Source organism: Streptomyces sp. NPDC001348, assembly GCF_053597535.1.
The window spans coordinates 333,164-355,304 of the sequence record NZ_JBSFIK010000001.1 but is presented as its reverse complement, the minus strand read 5'-3'; the positions used below and the strand labels follow the sequence as shown (position 1 = coordinate 355,304).

General features: G+C 71.9%; 18 protein-coding genes. 12 read left to right on the top strand and 6 right to left on the bottom strand.

All coding sequences use genetic code 11. The features are described 5' to 3' along the window. On the top strand, positions 1-585 hold the full coding sequence (locus ACWC21_RS01620) for a TetR/AcrR family transcriptional regulator (protein ID WP_450876947.1): 585 nt from the start codon (positions 1-3) through the stop codon (positions 583-585). 40 nt (positions 586-625) lie between these two features. Here the strand turns inward: ACWC21_RS01620 and ACWC21_RS01615 are convergent, their stop codons facing one another. Further along, a complete protein-coding gene (locus ACWC21_RS01615; RefSeq protein ID WP_450876945.1) occupies positions 626-1,549 on the bottom strand; it encodes an oxidoreductase in 924 nt (307 codons plus the stop codon). A 304-nt stretch (positions 1,550-1,853) separates the two neighbouring features. Here ACWC21_RS01615 and ACWC21_RS01610 point away from each other — a divergent pair, with 304 nt between their 5' ends. Further along, positions 1,854-2,393, top strand: coding sequence for a DUF4232 domain-containing protein (locus ACWC21_RS01610; RefSeq protein ID WP_450876943.1), 540 nt, complete (start codon positions 1,854-1,856; stop codon positions 2,391-2,393). A 132-nt stretch (positions 2,394-2,525) separates the two neighbouring features. On the opposite strand, the gene ppdK is transcribed toward ACWC21_RS01610, so the two are convergent. Continuing rightward, complete coding sequence (gene ppdK, locus ACWC21_RS01605; RefSeq protein WP_450876941.1) at positions 2,526-5,246, bottom strand: pyruvate, phosphate dikinase; 2,721 nt, start codon at positions 5,244-5,246, stop codon at positions 2,526-2,528. Positions 5,247-6,064: 818 nt separating this feature from the next. On the opposite strand from ppdK, the gene ACWC21_RS01600 reads away from it, so the two are divergent. The 3 genes from ACWC21_RS01600 (at position 6,065) to ACWC21_RS01590 (ending at position 8,249) form a co-directional block, all read left to right on the top strand. Beyond that, a complete protein-coding gene (locus ACWC21_RS01600) occupies positions 6,065-6,853 on the top strand; it encodes a DUF4397 domain-containing protein (protein WP_450876939.1) in 789 nt (262 codons plus the stop codon). Between the two features lie 10 nt (positions 6,854-6,863). Next, positions 6,864-7,655, top strand: coding sequence for a class F sortase (locus tag ACWC21_RS01595; protein ID WP_450876937.1), 792 nt, complete (start codon positions 6,864-6,866; stop codon positions 7,653-7,655). A gap of 75 nt (positions 7,656-7,730) precedes the next feature. Further along, positions 7,731-8,249 carry a universal stress protein gene (locus ACWC21_RS01590; protein ID WP_450876935.1) on the top strand — a complete coding sequence of 173 codons (519 nt, stop codon included), beginning with the start codon at positions 7,731-7,733 and terminating at the stop codon, positions 8,247-8,249. A gap of 98 nt (positions 8,250-8,347) precedes the next feature. Here ACWC21_RS01590 and ACWC21_RS01585 read toward each other — a convergent pair whose 3' ends face one another. After that, on the bottom strand, positions 8,348-8,686 hold the full coding sequence (locus ACWC21_RS01585; protein ID WP_450876933.1) for a helix-turn-helix transcriptional regulator: 339 nt from the start codon (positions 8,684-8,686) through the stop codon (positions 8,348-8,350). A 158-nt stretch (positions 8,687-8,844) separates the two neighbouring features. On the opposite strand from ACWC21_RS01585, the gene ACWC21_RS01580 reads away from it, so the two are divergent. From ACWC21_RS01580 to ACWC21_RS01570, 3 genes are all read left to right on the top strand, one after another. Beyond that, positions 8,845-9,345: a universal stress protein gene (locus ACWC21_RS01580; protein WP_450876931.1), complete on the top strand. Its 501-nt coding sequence runs from the start codon at positions 8,845-8,847 to the stop codon at positions 9,343-9,345. Between the two features lie 77 nt (positions 9,346-9,422). After that, positions 9,423-10,460: a TerC family protein gene (locus tag ACWC21_RS01575; RefSeq protein WP_450876929.1), complete on the top strand. Its 1,038-nt coding sequence runs from the start codon at positions 9,423-9,425 to the stop codon at positions 10,458-10,460. After that, complete coding sequence (locus ACWC21_RS01570) at positions 10,457-10,783, top strand: hypothetical protein (protein WP_450876928.1); 327 nt, start codon at positions 10,457-10,459, stop codon at positions 10,781-10,783. Before ACWC21_RS01575 ends, ACWC21_RS01570 begins: the two co-directional genes overlap by 4 nt. A gap of 74 nt (positions 10,784-10,857) precedes the next feature. Here the strand turns inward: ACWC21_RS01570 and ACWC21_RS01565 are convergent, their stop codons facing one another. Further along, positions 10,858-12,060, bottom strand: coding sequence for an ROK family protein (locus ACWC21_RS01565; RefSeq protein ID WP_450876926.1), 1,203 nt, complete (start codon positions 12,058-12,060; stop codon positions 10,858-10,860). A gap of 123 nt (positions 12,061-12,183) precedes the next feature. Between ACWC21_RS01565 and ACWC21_RS01560 the strand changes: the two genes are divergently transcribed. The 3 genes from ACWC21_RS01560 (at position 12,184) to ACWC21_RS01550 (ending at position 18,198) form a co-directional block, all read left to right on the top strand. Beyond that, positions 12,184-13,677, top strand: a complete 1,494-nt coding sequence (locus ACWC21_RS01560) for an MGH1-like glycoside hydrolase domain-containing protein (RefSeq protein WP_450876924.1) — start codon at positions 12,184-12,186, stop codon at positions 13,675-13,677. Positions 13,678-13,695: 18 nt separating this feature from the next. Further along, positions 13,696-15,633: an amylo-alpha-1,6-glucosidase gene (locus ACWC21_RS01555; RefSeq protein ID WP_450876922.1), complete on the top strand. Its 1,938-nt coding sequence runs from the start codon at positions 13,696-13,698 to the stop codon at positions 15,631-15,633. A gap of 948 nt (positions 15,634-16,581) precedes the next feature. Continuing rightward, positions 16,582-18,198 carry a sulfatase-like hydrolase/transferase gene (locus ACWC21_RS01550; RefSeq protein ID WP_450877025.1) on the top strand — a complete coding sequence of 539 codons (1,617 nt, stop codon included), beginning with the start codon at positions 16,582-16,584 and terminating at the stop codon, positions 18,196-18,198. A gap of 86 nt (positions 18,199-18,284) precedes the next feature. On the opposite strand, the gene dusB is transcribed toward ACWC21_RS01550, so the two are convergent. Then, the gene (dusB, locus tag ACWC21_RS01545) at positions 18,285-19,472 is read right to left on the bottom strand and encodes a tRNA dihydrouridine synthase DusB (RefSeq protein ID WP_450876920.1); all 1,188 of its coding nucleotides are present in this window, start codon (positions 19,470-19,472) and stop codon (positions 18,285-18,287) included. 83 nt (positions 19,473-19,555) lie between these two features. Between dusB and ACWC21_RS01540 the strand changes: the two genes are divergently transcribed. After that, positions 19,556-20,998: an MFS transporter gene (locus tag ACWC21_RS01540; RefSeq protein ID WP_450876918.1), complete on the top strand. Its 1,443-nt coding sequence runs from the start codon at positions 19,556-19,558 to the stop codon at positions 20,996-20,998. A gap of 160 nt (positions 20,999-21,158) precedes the next feature. Here ACWC21_RS01540 and ACWC21_RS01535 read toward each other — a convergent pair whose 3' ends face one another. Continuing rightward, positions 21,159-22,064, bottom strand: a complete 906-nt coding sequence (locus ACWC21_RS01535) for a helix-turn-helix transcriptional regulator (RefSeq protein ID WP_450876916.1) — start codon at positions 22,062-22,064, stop codon at positions 21,159-21,161. Positions 22,065-22,141 lie beyond the last annotated feature (77 nt).

Genomic DNA, 22,141 nt, shown 5'->3' with positions numbered 1-22,141 from the left:
ATGGCGAGGACCAAGGAGTTCGACCCGGACGCCGTGCTGCAGTCGGCCGTGGAGCTGTTCTGGCAGCGGGGGTACGAGGCGACGTCGATGTCCGACCTGGTGGAGCACCTGGGCATCGGGCGGGCGAGTATCTACGCGACCTTCGGCAGCAAGCACGAGCTGTATCTGAAGGCGCTGGACCGCTATCAGCGGGGCTGCGACGGACCGCTGCTGCGGGAGCTGTCGCAGCCGGGGCCCGCGCTGCCCGCCGTGCGGGCCGTCGTACGGCGGTTCGCGGCGGAGGCCGCTGCCGAGGAGCGACGGCTGAGCGGTTGCCTTGTCACCAACACGGCGGCCGAACTGGCCCCGCACGACCCGGCGGCGGCCCGCCGCGTCGAGCACAGCTGGGACCAGCTGGAGACCCTGTTGCGCTCGGCACTGGTGCGCGCGCAGGCGCAGGGGGAACTTGCCGCCGACCGCGATCCGCTCACCCTCTCCCGGATGCTGCTGGTGCTGATGCAGGGCCTGCGGGTGGTCGGCAAGGCGTCGGCGGACCCGGCCCGGGTCCGGGACGCGGCGGAGCAGGCGCTGGCCCTGCTCGACTGAGACGCCAGTACTGGACCGATCGGTCAGGAAAATGGAGTCGCTACTTCAACGCGTCGTACGTGACACCCGTCAGCCGCTCGGACTCCGTCCAGAGCCGCTCCCCCATCGCGTCGTTGAGCGTCCACGGCGCTCGCCAGGACGGTGCCGGCGCGCCCCGCCACATCGCGAAGGACGGGCCGAGGAAGGCGTCGGGCCGTACATCGGGGGCGGTCGCCGCGTACAGCGTCGGCAGGGCCCCCGCCTCGGCGGGCTGGGCGACGACCCGGTTGCCGAGCTCCACGAGCCGTTCGGCGATCCGGCGGCCCTCGGCCCGGACACCGGCGGTCTGCAGGTTGGTGGCGGCGTAGCCGGGGTGAGCCGCGGCGGCCACCACATCGGCCCGGTGTGCCGAGAGCCGGCGGGCCAGCTCGTGCGTGAAGAGCAGGTTGGCGGTCTTGGACCGGGCATAGGCGACCCAGCGCCGGTAGCGGCGCACGCTGTTCAGGTCCGAGGGATCGATGTTGGCCAGTGCGTGCATCAGGCTGGACACGGTCACGATCCGGGCGCCGGGCGTGGCGAGCAGCGCGGGCAGCAGCAGGCCGGTGAGGGCGAAGTGGCCCAGGTGGTTGACGCCGAACTGGGTCTCGAAGCCGTCGGCCGTGGTCCCGTACGGGAGCGCCATCACTCCGGCGTTGTTGACGAGCAGGTCGACCCGCTCGTACGGCAGCCGGTCCGCGAACTCCCGTACGGACGCCAGGTCGCCCAGGTCGAGCCGCATGAACTCGGCGCGCGCCTCCGGCACTTCGGCCACGATCCGGTCGGCCGCGGCGTTCCCCCGCGCCTCGCTCCGGCAGGCAAGCACCACCCGGGCCCCCCGGCGCGCCAACTCCCGTGCGGTGACGTACCCGAGGCCGCTGTTGGCACCGGTGACGACAGCGGTGCGGCCGGTCTGTCCGGGGATACGGTCGGCAGTCCAGGCGGGCATGATCGAGTCCTTACGTGGGGCGGAGTGCCGGAAACCTCTGGCCCCAAGGATGTCCCCTCGGGGATCATGCGGTCCATGACCACATGCCGAAAGGCCGATGCCCCGTAACCGGCCCGGCGCCCTGCGCGACGCCCTCCGGTCCCAGCGCCCCCGCTTCCGGGACGCCCCCCCCGGCCGACCCGCATCCACGCCCCCGAGTCGTCATGTACTGACCGATACGCGTCCTGTACAACCTTTTCCGCCGCAGCCGCGTCCAACATACCGACCCAATCCACTCATTCACCCAGATGGAGGCGGATGCGCCATGGCGCTGCACTCTCACCACCTCTCCCGGCGCGGCATCGCCGTCTCCCTGACCGCCGTCCTCGCGGGCCTCGCTACCGCGGGGGCCACATGGAGCGTGACGACGGCGGCACAGGCGCAGCAGGCGTCGAGCAGTACGCGTACCTGCACCGTGAGCGACCTGTACCTCTCGATGGGCCGCAAGGAGGGCGCGGCGGGCTCGCTCTACTGGCCGGTCCGGTTCACCAACACCAGCACCACCAGTTGCGCCCTGCGCGGTTACCCGGGCGTCAGCGTCCTCGACTCCGCGCACCGGCAGATCGGGGCGGCCGCCACCCACAGCGGCTCGTCCTACTCCACTGTCACCCTGGCACCCGCCCACTCCGCGTCGGCGGTCGTCCGCACCACCAACGGTCCCGTCGGCGGGCCGTGCCTGCGTACCGGAAGCTATCTCAGGGTCTATCCGCCGGCCTCGACCAAGGCGGTCCTCGTTCCGGCCGGCTGGAAGACCTGTTCCGGCGTCTTCCAGGTCGGGCCGGTCAACACCGACGGCACCTTCTGACGCCTTCTGGGCAGAACCGAAGGGACGGCACCCCCGCACAGGGTGCCGTCCCTTCGGTTTCCGTGCTCCGGAGCCGCCGCCGATCGGTGAGGGTCGGGTGACAAGCGACGGCTCCGGGGTCCTTGCGGCCGGTCAGCGGTGGTCGCTGCCCTCCGACTGGGTGGCCGCGCGGCCCGCCTCGAGGCGGGCGACCGGGATGCGGAACGGGGAGCAGGAGACGTAGTCGAGCCCGGCCTCGTGGAAGAAGTGGACGGACTCGGGGTCGCCGCCGTGCTCACCGCAGACGCCGAGCTTCAGGTCGGGACGGGTCTCGCGGCCCGCCTTCGCCGCGGCCTTCACCAGGGAGCCGACGCCGTCCTTGTCGATCGTCTCGAACGGCGACACCCCGAAGATGCCCTTCTCCAGGTACGCCGTGAAGAACGAGGCCTCGACGTCGTCCCGGCTGAAGCCCCACACCGTCTGGGTGAGGTCGTTGGTGCCGAAGGAGAAGAACTCGGCCGCCTCGGCGATCTGTCCGGCGGTCAGCGCGGCACGCGGCAGTTCGATCATCGTGCCGATCGCCAGCTTGAGCCGGGTGCCGGTGGCCGCCTCCACCTCGGCGACGACCCGGTCGGCCTCCTCGCGGACGATCTCCAGCTCCTGGACGGTGCCGACGAGCGGGATCATGATCTCGGCGCGTGGGTCGCCCTTGGCGTTCTTGCGCTCGGCCGCGGCCTCGGCGATCGCGCGGACCTGCATCGTGAACAGGCCGGGGATGACCAGGCCGAGCCGGACACCGCGCAGACCCAGCATCGGGTTCTGCTCGTGCAGCCGGTGGACGGCCTGGAGCAGGCGCAGCTCGTTCTCGTGCGGCTCCTGCCGGGACTCGGCGAGGGCGACGCGGACCGAGAGCTCCGTGATGTCGGGGAGGAACTCGTGCAGCGGCGGGTCCAGGAGGCGGATCGTCACCGGGAGGCCGTCCATCGCCGAGAACAGCTCCACGAAGTCCTGCTTCTGCATCGGGAGCAGCGCCTTCAGGCTCTCCTCGCGCTCTTCCTGCGTGTCGGCCAGGATGAGGCGCTCGACCAGCTCCCGGCGGTCACCGAGGAACATGTGCTCCGTACGGCACAGGCCGATGCCCTGCGCGCCGAAGCGACGAGCGCGCAGCGCGTCCTCGGCGTTGTCCGCGTTGGCCCGCACCCGCAGCCGGCGCTTGCGGTCGGCGAAGGCCATGATCCGGTGCACGGCCTCGACGAGTTCGTCGGCGTCGTGGGCGCCCGCGTGCATCCGGCCCTCGAAGTACTCCACGACCGGGGAGGGGACCACCGGGACCTCGCCCAGGTAGACCTTGCCGCTCGACCCGTCGATGGAGATGACGTCGCCCTCCTCGACGACGTGTCCGCCCGGGACCGTCATCCGGCGCCGCTTGGTGTCGACCTCCAGTTCCTCGGCGCCGCAGACACAGGTCTTGCCCATGCCGCGCGCGACGACGGCCGCGTGGGAGGTCTTGCCGCCGCGGGAGGTGAGGATGCCCTCGGCCGCGATCATGCCGTCGAGGTCGTCGGGGTTGGTCTCGCGGCGGACCAGGATGACCTTCTCGCCGGAGCGGGACCACTTGACGGCGGTGTAGGAGTCGAAGACCGCCTTGCCGACCGCCGCGCCCGGCGAGGCGGCGATGCCCCGGCCGACCTGCGCGGCCTTGGCGTGCTCGTCGAAGCGGGGGAACATCAGCTGGGCGAGCTGGGCGCCGTTGACCCGCTGCAGCGCCTCGGTCTCGTCGATCAGGCCCTGGTCCACCAGCTGGGTGGCGATGCGGAAGGCGGCACCGGCGGTGCGCTTGCCGACGCGGGTCTGCAGCATCCACAGCTGGCCGCGCTCGATGGTGAACTCGATGTCGCAGAGGTCCTTGTAGTGGTTCTCCAGGGTCTCCATGATCTGCATGAGCTGGTCGTACGACTTCTTGTCGATGTTCTCCAGCTCGGCGAGCGGCACGGTGTTGCGGATGCCCGCGACCACGTCCTCGCCCTGCGCGTTCTGCAGGTAGTCGCCGTAGACGCCCTGGTGGCCGGAGGCCGGGTCGCGGGTGAAGGCGACGCCGGTGCCGGAGTCGGGGCCGAGGTTGCCGAAGACCATGGAGCAGACGTTGACGGCCGTGCCGAGGTCGTGCGGGATGCGCTCCTGGCGGCGGTAGAGCTTGGCGCGGTCGCCGTTCCAGGAGTCGAAGACCGCCTTGATGGCGAGGTCCATCTGCTCGCGCGGGTCCTGCGGGAAGTCCCGGCCGGCCTCCTTCTTGACGATCTTCTTGAAGGTGGTGACCAGCTTCTTCAGGTCCGCGGCCTCCAGCTCGGTGTCGACCGTGACCTTCTTGGCGGCCTTGGCCTTGTCGAGGGCCTCCTCGAAGAGGTCGCCGTCGACGCCGAGCACGGTCTTGCCGAACATCTGGATGAGTCGGCGGTAGGAGTCCCAGGCGAAGCGCTCGTCGCCGGCCTGCTTGGCCAGGCCCTGCACCGACTTGTCGGAGAGGCCGATGTTCAGGACGGTGTCCATCATGCCGGGCATGGAGAACTTGGCGCCGGAGCGGACGGAGACGAGGAGGGGGTCGTCGGCCTGGCCGAGCTTCTTGCCCATCTTCTGCTCGAGGGCGTCGAGGTGCGCACTCACTTCGTCACGCAGTGCCGCCGGCTCGTCGCCGCTGTCGAGGTAGACCTTGCAGGCCTCGGTGGTGATGGTGAAGCCGGGCGGGACGGGAAGACCCAGGTTGGTCATCTCGGCGAGGTTGGCGCCCTTGCCACCGAGCAGGTCCTTGAGGTCCTTGTTGCCCTCGGTGAAGTCGTAAACGAACTTCGCTACGTGGGGTTCTTTGTTTTCCGACACGGGTCTCGACTCCTTGAGGCCGCGGTGGCTGCCCTGACGGCGAGGAACATACCCAGATCCAAGGTGCCTGGGTACGTCCACTTGCGTGTCATGGGCCCGTAACCAGCCGTCCGCCAGTGGATCGAAAGTCAAAGCTTGGCAAGTGGTGACGGCGCTGTGTTTTCACTTCTTGAACGCCCAGGGGCCCACAGGTGTAGTTTTTCGCTCAGGTGAGCGGGTCGCGCCACGTATGATTTCGATCGATGAACGATCGGGAGATGGCACCCAGTGCCACCCCTTGGAGAAGTGCAGCCGCTCAAGATCCGCTCATTTGAGCGCAACCCTTATCAAGGGTGGCGAGAATCACGCTGCCACAGCGGACCGGATTTCACCATGCGGACGGGTGCCCGGACGACAAACACGAACGAAGTTCGGCGCGCCGCACTCGCGTAAGGCATGCGTGACATATGGGACGTAAGTGGCGAAATATCTAAAGGGCATGTCAAACTCGATCAGGCGTTGCGGGAACAGTCCGCTCGAGGAAGAAGCCTGCCTCGCACCGGCCGGGCTCGACACGCCGGCTCGGTTCAGGGCACCAGGAGCCGCCCCCCCTCTCACTACAGGCAGCACCCGCCGCGTTGTGCCGAGCGACAGCCCGACGGACGCGGGTACGGGGCCGGTGAAGGACCGACCGGGCATCCGGCCCACGACCTCATCGCGTGCATCGAAAGGCGCCTCCACAGCCGGGCCAGACGTGCGCCCGGGTCCCCCACGAAGGGAATTCCACTGATGAGTCACGCAGCAGGAAGGCAGCAGCCACCACCGCCAGTGCCTGCGTAATGTCCCTGGCGATAGCCGTTCCCGCCTCCGCGGACGCCGCGGCGCAACAGGGCGGCAAGGCATCCGTGTCCGTCTTCCACGGCGTTCCCGGCCTCACCGTCGACGTGTACGCCAACGGGAAAGAACTGATCCCCGACTTCAAGCCCGGCACCGTGACCGCGCCCCAGCCACTGGACGGGGGCACCTATGACATCAAGATCTTCCCCGACGGCGAGGGCCCCGACGGCAAACCCGTCATCCAGAAGAGCGTCGACGTCCCGGCCGGGGCGAACGCCACGCTCGCGGCCCACCTCGACGCGAAGGGCAACCCCACGCTCACCGCGTTCGTCAACGACACCGCCAAGGTCCCGGCCGGTCGGTCGCGGCTGACCGTCCGGCACGTGGCCGCGGCACCCGCCGTGGACGTCCGCGCGGGCGGCAAGCCGATCATCAAGGGTCTGACCAATCCGAACGAGAAGTCGCTCGAGGTGCCCGCCGGCACGGTCAGCGCCGACGTCGTCCTGGCAGGGACCAGCACCGTGGACATCGGCCCCGCCGACCTCGACCTCGCCGAGGGCGTGAGCACGGTCGTCTACGCCTGGGGCAGCGCCAAGGACAAGAACCTCGCGCTGGCGACACAGACGATCAGCGGCACGGACTCCGCGCCGAAGGGCGTGAACGCCGGTGAGAGCGGCGCGATGGCCGCCGACAACGATTCCGCCACCGCCTGGCTCGCCGGGGGCACCGCGGGCGCCGTCGCGGTCGCCGGTCTGCTGGCCGCCCGTCGCCTGCGGACCCGGAGAGACTGACGGCGGATCCGTGCGTTCCTCACGCAGGGGCGGGCGATCCTCCGCGGCGGCCGCCGCGGTCGTCGCCGTCGTCCTGGCGGCGCTGCTGGTCTGGTCGCTGTGGCCGTCCGGGGCCTCGGCGCCGTCGGACTTCGGTGCCCGGCCGCGGGCCCAGGAGCCCACGGCCGGGCACTCGTTCGGGACCCACGACGGCGGACCGGGTGAGGCGGAGGACGCGTCCGGCCCCGCACCCGAGCCGACGGCACTGCGCGTCCCACGGGTCTCCCTGGACGCCCGGGTCCTGAGCGTCGGCGTCGCGGACGACGGCACCGTGGAGATCCCCGGCGACGCCGGGCAGGTCGGCTGGTACCGCTACGGCCCCGCGCCGGGCGCGCGGGCCGGATCCGCCGTCCTCGTCGGCCATGTGGACGACCGCACCGGCCGCCTGGGCGCCTTCGCCAAGCTGTACGGGGTCCGCAAGGGCGATGACGTCACCGTCGCCCGCCGGGACGCACCCCCCGTCCGGTACGAGGTGACGGCGCGCGAGGTGGTCGACAGGGACAGGCTCCCCGAAGAGGTGTTCCGGCGTCACGGGCGGCCGGTCCTGACCCTGGTCACCTGCACGCCCCCGTACGACCGCGAGCGCGGGGGCTACCAGCGGAACCTGCTGGTGTACGCCGTTCCCGTCCAGGAGCCGGGCCCCGCCCGCGGCTCCCTGGCCCCGCTCCGCAGGAGAGCGGCGGGAATCCGCACACCTGTCGCAGAAGACGGGCACCCCACCCCAGACATGCGATATGCGATACGCGAAAAATCTTTCGCGTAAGTCTTGACGCGCTTTACGAGCGGTGGAGACGCTGGAAGTGCCCATCCTTCCGCCCTCCCGGAAAGCGCGATCGCCATGGACACCACCTGCCCGAACTCCTCGCCCACCCCGGCCGCTCCCTCGCTCGTCCGTCGGCGGTTCCCAGTGGCCGCAGTGCTGGCCGACCGCCTGGATGACACCGCCGTGGTGGACGCAGCCGTCCGGCTCGCCGCCGCGCGCGGCGCACCGCTGCTGCTGATCGCGGTCATGCCTCCGCCGCCGCCCAGGGCCGGGGCCGTGCGCCCGGACTCGACGGCGGCCCGCGCCGCGCTGGGACGGGCCATGCCGCGCCTGGCCCGCGCGGGGATCGCCCACCAGGCGGCCGTCTACCACCGCCCTGCTCTCCGCGGAGGCGGGCGACTGCACGCGGCGAAGGCCCTGCTGGACACGGCGGTCCTGCACGGCTGCTCACTGCTGGTGGTCTCGCGCAGCGGGCCGGCGGGCCTGGACGCCTGCACGGTGATGGAGGCCGCCACCATCCGCGGTGGCCCGTTCGTCCACGCGGCCTCGCCGGTGCCGTGGGCGCCGCTGGCCGCGCCCTGCCCCAGCCGCTGAGGCTCGGGCAAAGGATCGGTCCCGGCCGCCCCACGGGGAGCGGGCGGCCAGGACCGGCTGCCGCACACCCTGGCGCCGCCACGCTCGGGGGGACCGGTTTACGAGGCGGCGCGTTCGCGGTCGTCGGCGGGGGTGTCCTCGCGGTGCAGGAAGGTGGCCAGGAGGTCGCCGACGGGGTGGTCCGCCTCGCTGGGGTGACGCAGGGCGACGGTGGGATCGATGGTGTAGCGGTTGCGGCGGCCGACGCGCTCGCGGGTGAGGTATCCCGCCGCTTCGAGGTCGGCGACGATCAGCTGGACGGCGCGTTCGGTGATGCCGATGGCGTCGGCGACGTCACGCCCGCGCGCTTCGGGGTCGCGGGCGAGGGCGATCAGGACCCGGGCGTGGTTGGTCAGGAAGGTCCACTGAGCGCCGCGCGGGCTGGAGGGCTGGCTCATGGCCTTCATCATACGAAGCCGACTTCGCACAACCAACATCACTTCGCGAAAAATAATTGCCGAAAAAGTTTTCGCATAACATGGACGGGGATGAAAGGGTCAGGTGACGCTGGACGTACCGCCACCACCCTCTTCGCTCCCGCTGAAAGGGGGTCACGATGTCCACCCAGACCTCCGCCCCGGCCCTGACCCGCCACGCGGAAACCGGATCTCCGGTGCTGCCGCTGTCCCTGCCGCACCCGGTCACCGCGCCGGTGACCAACCACTCCGACGACCTGGCCGTGGTCGACGCTGCGGTCCGGCTGGCCACACCGCGCAAGGCACCGGTGCTGCTGGTCGCCGTCCTGCCCGCCCGGCGGCAGATTCCGAAGCGTGCCCGCCTGGACGCGCAGGCGGCCCGGGTGTTTCTGGCCCGCGTGCTGCCCCGGCTGCGTGCTGCCGGGGTCGGCTACATCCCCGTCGCCCACCCCGTCCCAGCCCATGGCGGCGGACAGATGCGGCTGCGGGCCGCGGGCGGGGTGCTCGCGTTGGCCGCACGTCATCGCTCCCCACTGGTGGTGGCCTCCGGCCGGGGTCCGGCCGGCCTGGACGCGCACAGCCTGACCGAAGCCTCCGCCGTACGCGGCGGACCCTTCGTCCACGCCGTCAGCCCTCCGTAACCCGCCAGGGCCCGGGGCACCCCGACTCTCTTCTCCGTCTCTGTCCTTTCGCCCCCGCTCGAGGAAGCCGATCCACCATGAATGAAATGTCGTTCGCCGTCCCGCTGTGGGTGTGGGCCGCGGTCACCTTCGGCATCGGCCTCATGCTCGCCGTCGACCTGATCACCCACCGCGACAACCACGTGATCGGCTTCCGCGAGGCCGCCCTGTGGAGCGGCCTGTGGATCGCCATCGGCCTCGGCTTCGGCCTCATCCTGTGGGCCTGGCAGGGCGGCGACGCGTCCTCCACCTACTACGCCGGCTACCTGATCGAAAAGGCCCTGTCTATCGACAACGTCTTCGTCTTCGCGCTGGTCTTCTCCTTCTTCGCCGTGCCCGACGCCTACCAGCACAAGGTCCTGTTCTGGGGCGTCATCGGCGCGCTCGCGGCCCGCCTGGTGCTCATCTTCATCGGCGCCGAACTGCTCCAGGTGTTCGCCTGGACCGCCTACCTGTTCGGTGCGTTCCTGATCTGGACCGGCTACAAGATGGCCGTCTCCAAGGACGAGGAGGTCCACCCCGACCGCAACCCCGTCGTCCGACTCGTCAAGAAGATCATCCCCACCGACCCGCGCTTCCACGGCGACAAGTTCTTCATCCGCGTCAGCGGAAAACGAGTGGCGACGCTGCTATTCGTGGTGCTGGTCGCGGTCGAGGCCACCGATCTGATCTTCGCCGTCGACTCCGTCGCCGCCGTCCTGGCGATCACCACCAACACCTTCATCGTGTGGACCGCCAACGCCTTCGCCGTCCTCGGCCTGCGCAGCCTGTACTTCTGCCTGGCCGGACTCCTGCGCCGCTTCGCCTACCTGCACTACGGGCTCGCGGTCCTGCTCGCCTTCGCCGGCGTCAAGCTCATCCTGTCCGAAACCCCCGTCGGCAAGCTTCCCCTCCCTCTCACCCTCGGCGTCATCGTCGTCACCGTCACCGTCTCCATCGCCTGGTCTCTGATCGCCACCCGCGGCGGAGGCAGTGACAGCGGCGAGGCGACGCGCGGGGTGGACGACGTGACCGGCACCGAGCCGGACACCGCGGCCCCCAGCACCAGCCGGCACCATCCGGAAGGGCCGTCATGACCACCCTCAGCCGCCGCAACATACCTGCCGCACCCCGCACCAGGTTTGTGGCCGCCTACACCGTCACCGGCCGACCGTCCGCAGGTGGCGTCCTGGCCATCCTCACAGGCGCCCGCGCCGATGCGGACGTGGCCGCCTACGCGGGCCGGCCGGCAACCTGTACCGGCCGCAAGGTCACCGCAGCGGTCGCCTTCCGCTCCACCGGCACCCGCATCAACGCCCTGCTCCCCCTCGCCCGCAACCGGCGCCTGACCCACCAGGCCGACGCCGTCCTCGACCCTCCCCACCGAATCCCTCGCCGCAGCCGGTCACTACCGCAGTGACATCGTCCTGTTGCCCGCCCGCACCCTGGCGCGGTTCTGTCCCGGAGACCGGGCGCGGGCCGAGAGGGCCGGGGTCACACCCCCAGCGCAAGCAGCCGTTCCTCCACCCGCTCCGGCGCGTACAGGTGTTCCACGACCAGCGCTCCGGCCCCCACCAGCCCCGCCCGCTCCCCGAGCCGTGAGGTGACGACGTCCAGGTGGGCCGTGGAGCGCGGCAGCGCCCGCTGGTAGAGCAGCTCCCGCACACCGGTGAGGAAGGGCGTGCCCGCGAGGTCCCCGGCGATCATCAGCACCCCCGGGTTGAGCAGTGTCACGACGGTCGCCAGAACGTCCCCGACCCGGCGCCCGGCCTCCCGGGCCAGCGCCGCCGCCTCCGGGTGCCCGGCCGCCAGCAGGTCCCGTACGTCCGAGCCGCTGGCGGCCGGCACGCCCGTCTCGGCGAGCCGCCGGGCGACCGCCCCGCCACTGGCGATCGCGGCCAGACAGCCGTACGACCCGCACCGGCACAACGCCCCGGCGCCCTCCGGCACCCGGATGTGCCCGATGTCCCCGGCCCCGCCGTCGACGCCCCGGAAGATCGAGCCCCCGACCACGACGCCCGCGCCGATACCCGTCGACACCTTGACCAGGACGAACGCCGAGCAGTCCGGGTGCCCGGCGCGCTGCTCCCCGTACGCCATGAGGTTGGCGTCGTTGTCGACCAGCACGGGGACGGGCGGCGCGCCCGTGTGCTCGGTGAGGGCGCGGGCCAGGCGGCCTCTTATGTCGTAGCCGTCCCAGCCGGGCATGATCGGTGGCTGGACGACCCGGCCGGTCTCGCTGTCGACGGGCCCGGGGACCGCGAGCCCGATGCCGCAGACCTCCTCGGCCCGGTGCCCGGCCTTCTCCAGCAGCTCGGCGAACCACCGGCCCAGCTCGCCGAGCACGTCGTCCGGGCCGTCCTCGACGGCCAGCGCGCCGGAGTGCTCGGCGAGCATCTCGCCGGTCAGCGTGAGGACGGCCGCGCGCGCGTGCCGGGTGTCCAGGTCGGCGGCGAGGACGACGGCGTGCGCGTCGTCGAACTCCAGGGTGATCGAGGGGCGGCCGCCCAGCGGGGAGTCGACCGGGCCCCCGGCGCCCTCCCTCAGCCAGCCGGCCCGGAACAGGCGGTCCAGGCGCTGGCCGACGGTCGCCCGGGACAGACCGGTGACCTGTTGGAGGGCACCGCGCGTGGTGGCACGCCCGGTGCGCACCAGTGCGAGCAGATCGCCGGCGCTCGCCTGACTCCGACCGCTCATGCGTCGCACCCCCTTGTGCTTCTCAAGCCTGCATTACATAGTGAGTTTTGCGTGTTAAATAGACGTAACTCTATGGTAGCCACGGCCGAACCCGTCGGCCGGACGTCGTTCGGGGAGCCCCGAGTGGATCGCACTGCCCAGCTCGCCACCGCCCGCACCGAGGGCGGGATCGCATACGATCTCCCGCCCACGGCGGGATCGGGCGGGTCGCCGCACGTCAGCGCCGTGCGCGTGCTGGAGCGCAACTGGACGGGCAGGTCGACGGTGCCCTCGCGCAGCCTGTATCCGCACCAGTGGTCCTGGGACTCCGCCTTCATCGCGATCGGCCTGCGCCACATCTCGCCGTTACGGGCGCAGACGGAGCTGGAGACGCTGCTGGCCGCCCAGTGGGGCGACGGGCGGGTGCCGCACATCGTCTTCAACCCCTCCGTGCCGTTCGACGCGTACTTCCCGAGCCCCGACTTCTGGCGCTCCTCGACCGCGGGGCGCGCTGCGGGCGCCCCGCGCACCGTACAGACCTCCGGGATCGTGCAGCCACCGGTGCACGCGCTGGCGGCCTGGCTGGTGCACCGCGCCGACCCGGGGCTCTCGCGCGCCCGGGGCTTCCTGGCCGGGGTGTACCCGCGGCTGGCCGCCTGGCACCGCTATCTGCTGCACCGGCGGGACCTGGGCGGCGGCGGACTGGCGTCCGTGGTCCACCCCTGGGAGCAGGGCATGGACAACAGTCCGTGCTGGGACGCGCCGCTCGCCCGGGTCACCCCCGCCCCGGCCCGCTCCTTCCGCCGCGCCGACCTCGCCCACGGCTCTCCCGAGGACCGGCCGACGGACCTGGACTACGGGCGGTACGTGCGGCTGGCGGCGGACTACCGGGACCGGGGGTATGCCGACGGCGCGGGCGGGTTCGCCGTCGAGGACCCCGCCTTCAACGCCCTGCTCATCGCCTCCGAGCACGCGCTGGCCCGGATCGCGGGGGAACTGGGCGCGACCGCCACGGCCCGGCACGCGCGCGCGGAACGCCTCACGGCGGCGCTGGTGGAGCGGCTGTGGGACCCGGCGCGGGGGATGTTCTTCTGCCGGGACCTGCGGGGCGGTTGTCTGGTCCCCGAGCGCGGTGTCTCCGGTCTGGTGCCGCTGATGCTGCCCGGCCTGCCCGGCGAGGTCGCCGGCGCGCTGGTCGGCACACTCACCGGGCCGCACTTCGGCCTGGGCGGCGCCACCCGGCTGGTGCCCAGCTACGACCTGCTCGGCGAGGCCTTCGACCCGCACCGCTACTGGCGCGGCCCGGCCTGGTTCAACACCGGCTGGCTGGTCGAGCGGGGCCTGCGCGCGCACGGCGAGCGGGAGCGGGCCGACGCCCTGCGGGAGGCGCTCGTGCGGACCGCCGGGGCGACCGGTTTCGCCGAGTACGTCGACCCGTACACCGGCGAGGCCTGCGGCGCCCTCGGCTTCGGCTGGACCGCCGCGCTCACGCTCGACCTGCTGCACGGCTCCCCCGGGCACGCCGTGTCCCCCGAGGAGACCGGCACGTTCGGCGGGAGCGACCCGGACAGGGACGGCTTCGGCGGGGACGAGCTCGGCAGGAACGGGCTCGGCAGGAACGGCTTCGATCAGGAGTGACAAGGGAGGGGACCGAGGATGACCGACCGGCATCATCTGCTCGTGTACGGCACGACGTTCGCCGCCGTGGGCGACCGGGGCGACATCATCGGCGGCCGGGGCGGCGGCTTACCGGACGGGTTGTTCGTCCGCGACGCCCGGCACCTCAGCCGCTGGCAGCTCACCGTCGACGGCGCGGTGCCCGAGGTGCTCACACCGGTCGCGGACGGGGACGGCGCGCGGTGCGTGCTGGTACCGCGCGGCGGCCGGCAGGAGCCGCCCGCGCACACTCTCTTCCGTGAACAGGCCGTCGGGGACAGCTCGTTCGTGGAACTGCTGCGGGTGACCAGCAACCGCCCGGTGCCCACCACGGTCCGCCTGGCGATCACCGCCGACGCCGACTTCACCGACCAGTTCGAGCTGCGCTCCGACCACCGCACCTACACCAAGACCGGTGCCGTGCGTTCCCGTAAGGTCCTGGACGACGGGCTGGAGTTCGGCTACCGGCGCGGTGAGTGGCGCTCTCGTACGACCATCACGGCCGACCCCGCGCCCGACGGCGTCGAGGAGACCGGCACGGGGGCCCGCCGGCTCGTCTGGAGCCTCGGCCTGGAACCGCACGGCACGGCCGAGTTGGTGCTGCGTGTGATCGCCCGGCCGCACGGCGACAGGCGGGCCCTCAGGGTGCCGCGCTCCCCCGCCGCCCTGAACGAGCGGCTCCTCGCGCTGGAGGGCGAGTTCGTGGAGGGGGTGGCCTTCCCGACCGGCTGGCCGGAGCTGGCGGCGGCCTGCGCCCGGGGCCTGTCCGACCTGGCCTCGCTCCAGATCCCGGCGACCGGACCGGACGGGGAGGAACTGCGCGTCCCGGCGGCGGGTGCGCCCTGGTTCCTCACGCTGTTGGGCCGCGACGCCCTGCTGACGTCGCTGTTCACCCTCCCCTACCGCCCGCGGCCGGCCGCCGACACGCTGGCCGCGCTCGCCGCCGCCCAGGCGACGGGCACCGCCGTGGAGTCGGTCGCCCAGCCCGGCAAGATCGTGCACGAGGTGCGGCACGGGGAGCTGGCGCACTTCGGGCAGGTGCCGTACGGGCGGTACTACGGCTCGGTCGACGCGACCCCGCTGTTCCTGGTGCTGCTCGGCGCCTACGTCGAGCAGACCGGGGACACGGCCCTCGCCCGGCGGCTGGAGCCCCACGCGCGCGCGGCGGTCGGCTGGATGCTCGACCACGGCGGGCTGACCTCGCGCGGCTATCTGGTCTACCGCGCCGACCGGGGCGGTCTGGCCAACCAGAACTGGAAGGACTCCCCCGGTGCCATCTGCTCGGCCGACGGCACCCGCCCGCACGGGCCGGTGACGGCGGCGGGCGCCCAGGGCTACGCGTACGACGCGCTGCGCCGCACCGCGTGGGTGGCGCGCACGGTGTGGGACGACGAGACCTACTCCGCCCTGCTGGAACAGACCGCCGCCGACCTGCGTGACCGCTTCCAGCGGGACTTCTGGATGGCGGAGCGCTCCTTCCCGGCGCTCGCGCTGGACGGGGAGGGCCACCAGGTCGACGCGCTGGCCTCGGACGCGGGGCACCTGCTGTGGTCGGGGCTGCTGGACAAGGAGTACGGGGAGGTGGTCGGCCGCAGGCTCCTGGAGCCGGACTTCTTCTCGGGCTGGGGCGTGCGCACCCTGGCGGCCGGGCAGCCGGCGTACCACCCGCTGTCGTACCACCGCGGTTCGGTCTGGCCGCACGACAACGCGCTGCTCGCGCTCGGCCTGGCCCGCTACGGACTGCACGACGAGGCCCGCACGGTCGCCCACGCCCTGGTCGACGCGGCGACGGCGACCGGCCACCGGCTGCCGGAGGTGCTCGCCGGGTACAGCCGCGGCACCCACGCCGAGCCGGTACCCTACCCGCACGCCTGCATCCGCGAGTCCCGCTCCGCGGCGGCCCCGTTGGCGCTGCTCACGGCGGTCGGGGGCGCATAGCGGCCGTCCTGCTGAGCAATTGACGAGCCGTTTGCCGGGTGTTTGCAAAGGGCCCTGAACAGGCACCGGGGACGAACCGTACGGAATGACGGCGGGCCCCTGCCTCCCCGCGTGGCCCGCCGTAGCCGTCCACGGGCCCCGCACGGAAGGACCTTCGGGTTGCCTCAGCACACGAGCATCAGCCAGTCACCGGAAACGGCCGGCGACGCCGGCCGTCCGGAATCCGAGGGGCCCGGGGTCGAGACCGAGGCCGAATCCGTGCCGCGCGTCCCGGCACAGGCGGGCCCCGCCGACGGCGAGAGGGCCGCCGGGCCGGAGGACGCCGCCACGGAGGTGACCGCCCCGGGAACGGAAGCCGCGCCCGCGGCCGCCACCGAAGCCGACGATCCGGAGCCCACCCCGGAGGCCACCACCGTCCCGGAGGCCGACCTCCCGTCCGCTCCCCCGGCCGACGGCCGGAAATCCGCGCCCGAGGGGGCGGCGGAAGACGCGGCCGCCGCCCCGGGCACCGCACCCACGGACACCCCCGGAACCGAGGCTCGCGAAAGCGGCACCGAAGGCACCGAGCACGAGCCCGCACAGGAAGCCGCCACCGACCCGGGCACCGCACCCGCGGACGCTCCCGGCACCGAGGCTCGCGAAAGCGGCACCGAAGGCGCCCAGCAGGAGCCCGCGCAGGAAGCCGCCGCCACCCCGGGCACCGCACCCGCGGACGCTCCCGGCACCGAGGCCGGCGAAGGCGGCGCCGGGACCGGTGATCCCGAGGCCGCGGCGGAAGACGCGGCCGAAGGCACCGACCCGGCCCCGGAGGACAGCCGGGCCCAGGAGATCGCGTCGCCTCCCCGGCCGGTCCGGCGCAACTGGCCCGGCTGGAGCGGCCGGGCCCGGCTGCGCGGGCGGCGGGAGGCGTGGCGGGCGGCGCATCCCGGCGCCGCGGCCGTGCTGTCGGTGACCGTCTCCGTGCTGGCCGCCGCGCTGGTGGTGGCCGCGCTGCTGCTGCCGAACACCGTGGTCGGGCTCAAGCCGATGAAATTCGCCCGAATACCGGCGGAGGCCATCATCGGGGCCGCCGTGATGCTGGCGCTGCCGCGCCGGCCCCGGATTGTGCTGGCCGCCGTCTCCGGAGTCGCCCTCGGGGCGATGACCTTGCTGAACTTCCTCGACATGGGCTTCAACCAGTACCTCGGCCGGGGCTTCAACCCCATCCTCGACTGGAGCCTGCTCGGCGACGCGCAGTCGTACCTGAACGACTCCCTCGGGAAGACGGTCACGCTGGCCGCCACCGTCGGCGTCGTCGTCCTCGTGCTGCTGCTGTTCATCCTGCTGGCCCTGTCCACGGTCCGGCTGAGCAACCTGCTCGCCCGGAACACCGGAACGGCCACCCGGGGCACCCTCATCGCCGGCGTCGCCTGGATCACCTGCTCCTCCCTCGGCATCCAGTTCGGCGGTGTGCCACTCGCCTCGGACCGCACCGCCTCCGCCCTGAAGCTCCAGGCGCACCAGGTCGTGAACACCCTGCACGACGAGGCGGAGTTCCAGAAGGTCGCCAAGGTCGACGCGTTCGGCAACACGCCGGCCGACCAGCTGGTGCCCGACCTGCGCGGCAAGGACATGATCTTCACGTTCATCGAGAGCTACGGGCGCAGCGCCATCGAGGACCCGATCATGGCACCCGGCGTGGACAGGACGCTGGACGTGCGGACCAAGGCGCTGGCCAAGGCCGGTTTCCACGCCAAGAGCGGCTGGCTGACCTCGGCGACGTACGGCGGCAGCAGCTGGCTCGGCCACTCCACCACCATGTCGGGCCTGTGGATCAGCAACCAGCAGCGCTACCGCACCGTCATGGCCAGCGACCACTTGAGCCTCACCGACGCCTTCAAGAAGACCGGCGCCTTCGACACGGTCGGCGTGATGCCGGGCGTGCAGAAGGGCTGGCCGGAGCAGCAGTGGTACGGCCTCGACAAGGTCTACAACGCCTTCCAGCTGGGCTACAAGGGCCCGAAGTTCAGCTGGTCGACCATGCCCGACCAGTACGCGCTCCAGCAGTACCAGGAGCGGGTGCACAGCAAGCAGCCCGCCGACGGCAAGTCGCGGATGTCGCTGCTCATCCTGACCTCCAGCCACCAGCCCTGGGCGCCCATCCCGAAGATGGTCGGCTGGGACCAGCTGGGCGACGGCTCGGTCTTCAAGGACATCGAGGCGGCGGGCAACAAGCCGGAGGACGTCATCGCCGACACCACCAAGTCCCGCGAGGAGTACGGCAAGTCCGTCCAGTACTCGGTGACCGCCCTCACCCAGTGGCTGGAGCGCTACGGCAACAAGAACACGGTGCTGGTCTTCCTCGGCGACCACCAGCCCATCGCCCGGGTCAGCGGCAACCACGCCAGCCGTGACGTGCCGGTCTCCATCGTCGCCAAGGACCCGAAGGTCCTGGACAAGATCGCCGACTGGAACTGGACGGACGGTCTGCGCCCCGCGCACGACGCCCCGGTGTGGAAGATGAGCTCCTTCCGCGACAGGTTCCTGACGGCGTACGGGTCGACCCCGCATCCCAGGACGCGCTGAGCACTGCCCTGTTCAGGGCACAGCCGCGCGCTCGCTTCGACGTCGAAGCGAGCGCGCGCTCTGCTGTGGGGCTCGGCCGGCCCGCGTCAGCCGCCGGAGGTGTCCAGTTCCGCGTCCTCGCTCACGCCCGCGCAGTCGTACGGGTCCTTCAGCCAGCCGTCCGGCAGGACCACCCGGTTGTTGCCGGACGTACGGCCGCGGGGGCCCTCGGCGCCGGTGGGCCAGGGCTGGTCGAGGTCCAGTTCGTCGAGGCCCGCCCGCAGCTCCTCCAGGGACGACGTGATCGCGAGGCGCCCCCGCATCTCCGAGCCGACCGCGAAGCCCTTCAGGTACCAGGCGACGTGCTTGCGGAAGTCGACGACGCCCTTGGACTCGTCGCCGGTCCACTCGCCGAGCAGGGTGGCGTGGCGGACCATGACGTCGGCGACCTCACGGAGGGACGGCCGCGCGATGTCCTGCTCACGTCCCTCGAAGGCGGCGACCAGGTCCGCGAACAGCCACGGCCGCCCCAGGCAGCCGCGGCCCACGACCACGCCGTCGCAGCCGGTCTCCCGGACCATCCGCAGCGCGTCCTCGGCGGACCAGATGTCGCCGTTGCCGAGCACGGGGATCTCCTGGACGTGCTCCTTCAGCCGGGCGATGGCGTCCCAGTCCGCGGTGCCGCCGTAGTGCTGGGCGGCCGTGCGGCCGTGCAGGGCGATGGCCGTGACGCCCTCCTCGACGGCGATGCGTCCGGCGTCGAGGTAGGTGATGTGGTCGTCGTCGATGCCCTTGCGCATCTTCATCGTGACCGGCAGGTCGCCGGCGCCCGACACCGCCTCGCGCAGGATCGCGCGGAGCAGGTTCCGCTTGTACGGGAGGGCGGAGCCGCCGCCCTTCCGGGTCACCTTCGGGACCGGGCAGCCGAAGTTGAGGTCGATGTGGTCGGCGAGGTCCTCCTCCGCGATCATGCGGACGGCCTTGCCGACGGTCGCCGGGTCGACGCCGTACAGCTGGATCGAGCGCGGCCTCTCGGTCGCGTCGAAGCGGATCAGCTGCATGGTCTTCTCGTTGCGCTCGACCAGCGCCCGGGTCGTGATCATCTCGCTGACGAACAGGCCCTTACCGCCGGAGGCCCCATCCTTTGCTTCGCCTCCGGCGAAGGCTTCGCCTTCGGCGAAGTGCCTGCACAGCGTGCGGAAGGGCGCGTTGGTGATGCCCGCCATGGGGGCGAGCACGACGGGCGGCTGGACGGTGTGCGGGCCGATCGGCAGGGGCGGCGTGGGCGTGGACATTGCCCCATTGTCACCCATCGGGACCGGACCCTGGAGTAATAATTAGTTAGACGCACTATCGAAACCGTCGTACGATGGAACGCATGCCCGAGCTCAGCCATCGCCGACGTCTGCTCGTGCTCGCGATCTGCTGTATGAGCCTGCTGATCGTCAGCCTCGACGTCACCGCCCTGAACGTAGCCCTCCCCTCCATGCAGCGCGACCTGCACGCCACCACCTCCGGCCTGCAGTGGACGATCGACGCCTACACCCTGGTGCTGGCCTCGCTGTTGATGCTCGCGGGCTCCACCGCCGACCGGGTCGGCCGCAAGAAGGTCTTCATGACCGGCCTGACCGTGTTCGTGGCCGGCTCGCTGCTGTGCTCCCTCGCGCCCAGCCTCGACGCGCTGGTCGCCTTCCGCATGATCCAGGCGGTCGGCGGCTCCATGCTCAACCCGGTCGCCATGTCGATCATCACCAACACCTTCACCGACCCCCGCGAACGCGCCCGCGCGATCGGCGTGTGGGGCGCGGTCGTCGGCATATCCATGGCCGCCGGCCCGCTGGTCGGCGGACTGCTGGTGGAGTCGGTCGGCTGGCGCTCGATCTTCTGGGTCAACCTCCCGGTCGGCCTCGCCGCGCTCCTGCTCACCCTGCGCTTCGTCCCCGAGTCCCGCGCCCCGAAGGCCCGCCGCCCCGACCCGGTCGGCCAGCTGCTGGTGATCGCCCTGTTCGGCTCGCTGACGTACGCGATCATCGAGGCGCCGGACACGGGCACCACCGCGGTGCTGCCCTTCGCGCTGATCGCCCTCGCCGCCCTGCTGGGGCTGCTGTGGTACGAGCCCCGGCGCGCCGAACCCCTCATCGACCTGCGGTTCTTCCGGTCGGCGCCGTTCAGCGGTGCCACGGCGATCGCCATCAGCGCGTTCGCGGCGCTCGGCGGCTTCCTGTTCCTGTCGACCCTGTACCTGCAGAACGTGCGCGGCCTCGACGCCCTGCACGCGGGCCTGTGGATGCTTCCGATGGCCACCCCGATGTTCCTGTGCGCGCCGCTGTCCGGGCGGCTGATCGGCAGCCGCGGGCCGCGCCTGCCGCTGCTGGTCGCCGGGTTCGCCATGACCGTGAGCGGAGTGCTGTTCGCCGCGTTCGAGGCGGAGACGTCCGACGTCACCCTGGTCCTCGGGTACGTGCTGTTCGGCATCGGCTTCGGCTTCGTGAACGCGCCGATCACCAACACGGCGGTGTCGGGGATGCCCCGTGCGCAGGCCGGGGTCGCCGCGGCCGTCGCGTCCACCAGCAGGCAGCTCGGGCAGACGCTGGGGGTCGCCGTGATCGGGGCGGTGCTGGCGTCCGGGGTCGGCTCGTCCTCGTACCGGACCGGGTTCGTGTCGGCGGCCCGGCCGGGGTGGTGGATCCTCACGGCCTGCGGGCTCGCGATCCTCGCGCTCGGCGCGCTCACCAGTGGCCGCTGGGCCCGTGGCACGGCCGAACGAACCGCTCGGCGGCTTCAGTCCAACGAGGTCCGGGAGGCGGCCGGCGTCGGCTAGGAGGGTGCTGAAGATCTTGACCGGATCAGCGAGCGGCGGCTGGTGCGTGCAGCTGCAAGGCGCCGGGATGCCCTCGTAGCGGAGCTACCAGGGCATTTCGGCAACGCGGCAGATGTACGTGCCAGGCGTCGGGAGCCCGGCCAAGATCTTCAGTGCCCTCCTAGGCCTCCTGTTCGAGGGCGAACGCGTACAGCTTCTCCACGCGCTCCCGGCTCTCCTCGTTCGCGGGCACGTACGTGACCATCCGCGCCCCGAGCTCCGGGCTCAGCCACAGGTCCGTGTGGTCCAGGGTGAGCAGGCCGACGTACGGGTTCAGGAACTGCTTGGTCTTGCTGCGGGCCGCGACGACCTCGTACCGGTCCCAGTGCTCGCGGAACTCCGGCGCGGCGGCCTCGAGCCGCCTGAGCAGCATCTTCCAGGCGGGCTCACCGAGGTGGCCGGCCATGGAGGCGCGCAGCTTGGCGGCCATCAGGCGCCTGGTCTCCTCCAGGTGGACGGTCGCGGCCCGCCACTCCTCGCTGGTGTAGACGAGCAGCATGCAGTTGCGGTCCTCGGGCGGGACCGCGTCCAGGTCGCCCATCAGCCGGGCGTAGGTGCGGTTGTAGGCGAGGATGTCGTACCGGCTGTTCTGGATGCAGGCCGGGACGGGCTCCAGCCGGCGCAGCAGCTCCAGCTGGGCGGGGGTGACTCCCGAGCAGTTCGAGGCGGGCGTGGGATCGGCGGCGCCGGCCAGCTGGAAGAGGTGGGCGCGTTCACTGCCGTCCAGCATGAGGGTACGGGCCAGGGCGTCGAGGACCTGCACGGAGACCTGGATGTCCCGCGCCTGCTCGAGCCACGTGTACCAGGTGACGCCGACCGCGGAGAGCTGGGCCACCTCCTCGCGGCGCAGCCCGGGAGTGCGGCGGCGCAGCCCGCGGGGCAGCCCCACCTGCTCGGGGGTGATCCGCTCGCGGCGGCTGCGCAGGAAGGCGGCCAGCTCGTGGCGGCGGATGTCGGCACCCGTCTCCGGACCCGTGTCCGCACCGCTGTCCGGCCGGGTCGTGGTCTCCTGGGCCGTGGTCGTCATGTCACCAGCCTGCCGTGTTCCGGATCCTGTTGCCAGGTAGTGCTGGTACCAGGATGAGAAGACTCTGGTACCAGTCT

What these genes read in the sequence shown, in the direction of transcription:
- ACWC21_RS01555 (WP_450876922.1), top strand. Translation starts at nt 13,696, where the DNA reads ATGACCGACCGGCATCATCTGCTCGTGTACGGCACGACGTTCGCCGCC.
- ACWC21_RS01540 (WP_450876918.1), top strand. Translation starts at nt 19,556, where the DNA reads ATGCCCGAGCTCAGCCATCGCCGACGTCTGCTCGTGCTCGCGATCTGC.
- ACWC21_RS01590 (WP_450876935.1), top strand. Translation starts at nt 7,731, where the DNA reads ATGGACACCACCTGCCCGAACTCCTCGCCCACCCCGGCCGCTCCCTCG.
- ACWC21_RS01585 (WP_450876933.1), bottom strand. Translation starts at nt 8,686, where the DNA reads ATGAGCCAGCCCTCCAGCCCGCGCGGCGCTCAGTGGACCTTCCTGACC.
- ACWC21_RS01565 (WP_450876926.1), bottom strand. Translation starts at nt 12,060, where the DNA reads ATGAGCGGTCGGAGTCAGGCGAGCGCCGGCGATCTGCTCGCACTGGTG.
- dusB (WP_450876920.1), bottom strand. Translation starts at nt 19,472, where the DNA reads ATGTCCACGCCCACGCCGCCCCTGCCGATCGGCCCGCACACCGTCCAG.
- ACWC21_RS01580 (WP_450876931.1), top strand. Translation starts at nt 8,845, where the DNA reads ATGTCCACCCAGACCTCCGCCCCGGCCCTGACCCGCCACGCGGAAACC.
- ACWC21_RS01620 (WP_450876947.1), top strand. Translation starts at nt 1, where the DNA reads ATGGCGAGGACCAAGGAGTTCGACCCGGACGCCGTGCTGCAGTCGGCC.
- ACWC21_RS01600 (WP_450876939.1), top strand. Translation starts at nt 6,065, where the DNA reads ATGTCCCTGGCGATAGCCGTTCCCGCCTCCGCGGACGCCGCGGCGCAA.
- ACWC21_RS01610 (WP_450876943.1), top strand. Translation starts at nt 1,854, where the DNA reads ATGGCGCTGCACTCTCACCACCTCTCCCGGCGCGGCATCGCCGTCTCC.
- ACWC21_RS01570 (WP_450876928.1), top strand. Translation starts at nt 10,457, where the DNA reads ATGACCACCCTCAGCCGCCGCAACATACCTGCCGCACCCCGCACCAGG.
- ACWC21_RS01535 (WP_450876916.1), bottom strand. Translation starts at nt 22,064, where the DNA reads ATGACGACCACGGCCCAGGAGACCACGACCCGGCCGGACAGCGGTGCG.
- ACWC21_RS01615 (WP_450876945.1), bottom strand. Translation starts at nt 1,549, where the DNA reads ATGCCCGCCTGGACTGCCGACCGTATCCCCGGACAGACCGGCCGCACC.
- ACWC21_RS01575 (WP_450876929.1), top strand. Translation starts at nt 9,423, where the DNA reads ATGAATGAAATGTCGTTCGCCGTCCCGCTGTGGGTGTGGGCCGCGGTC.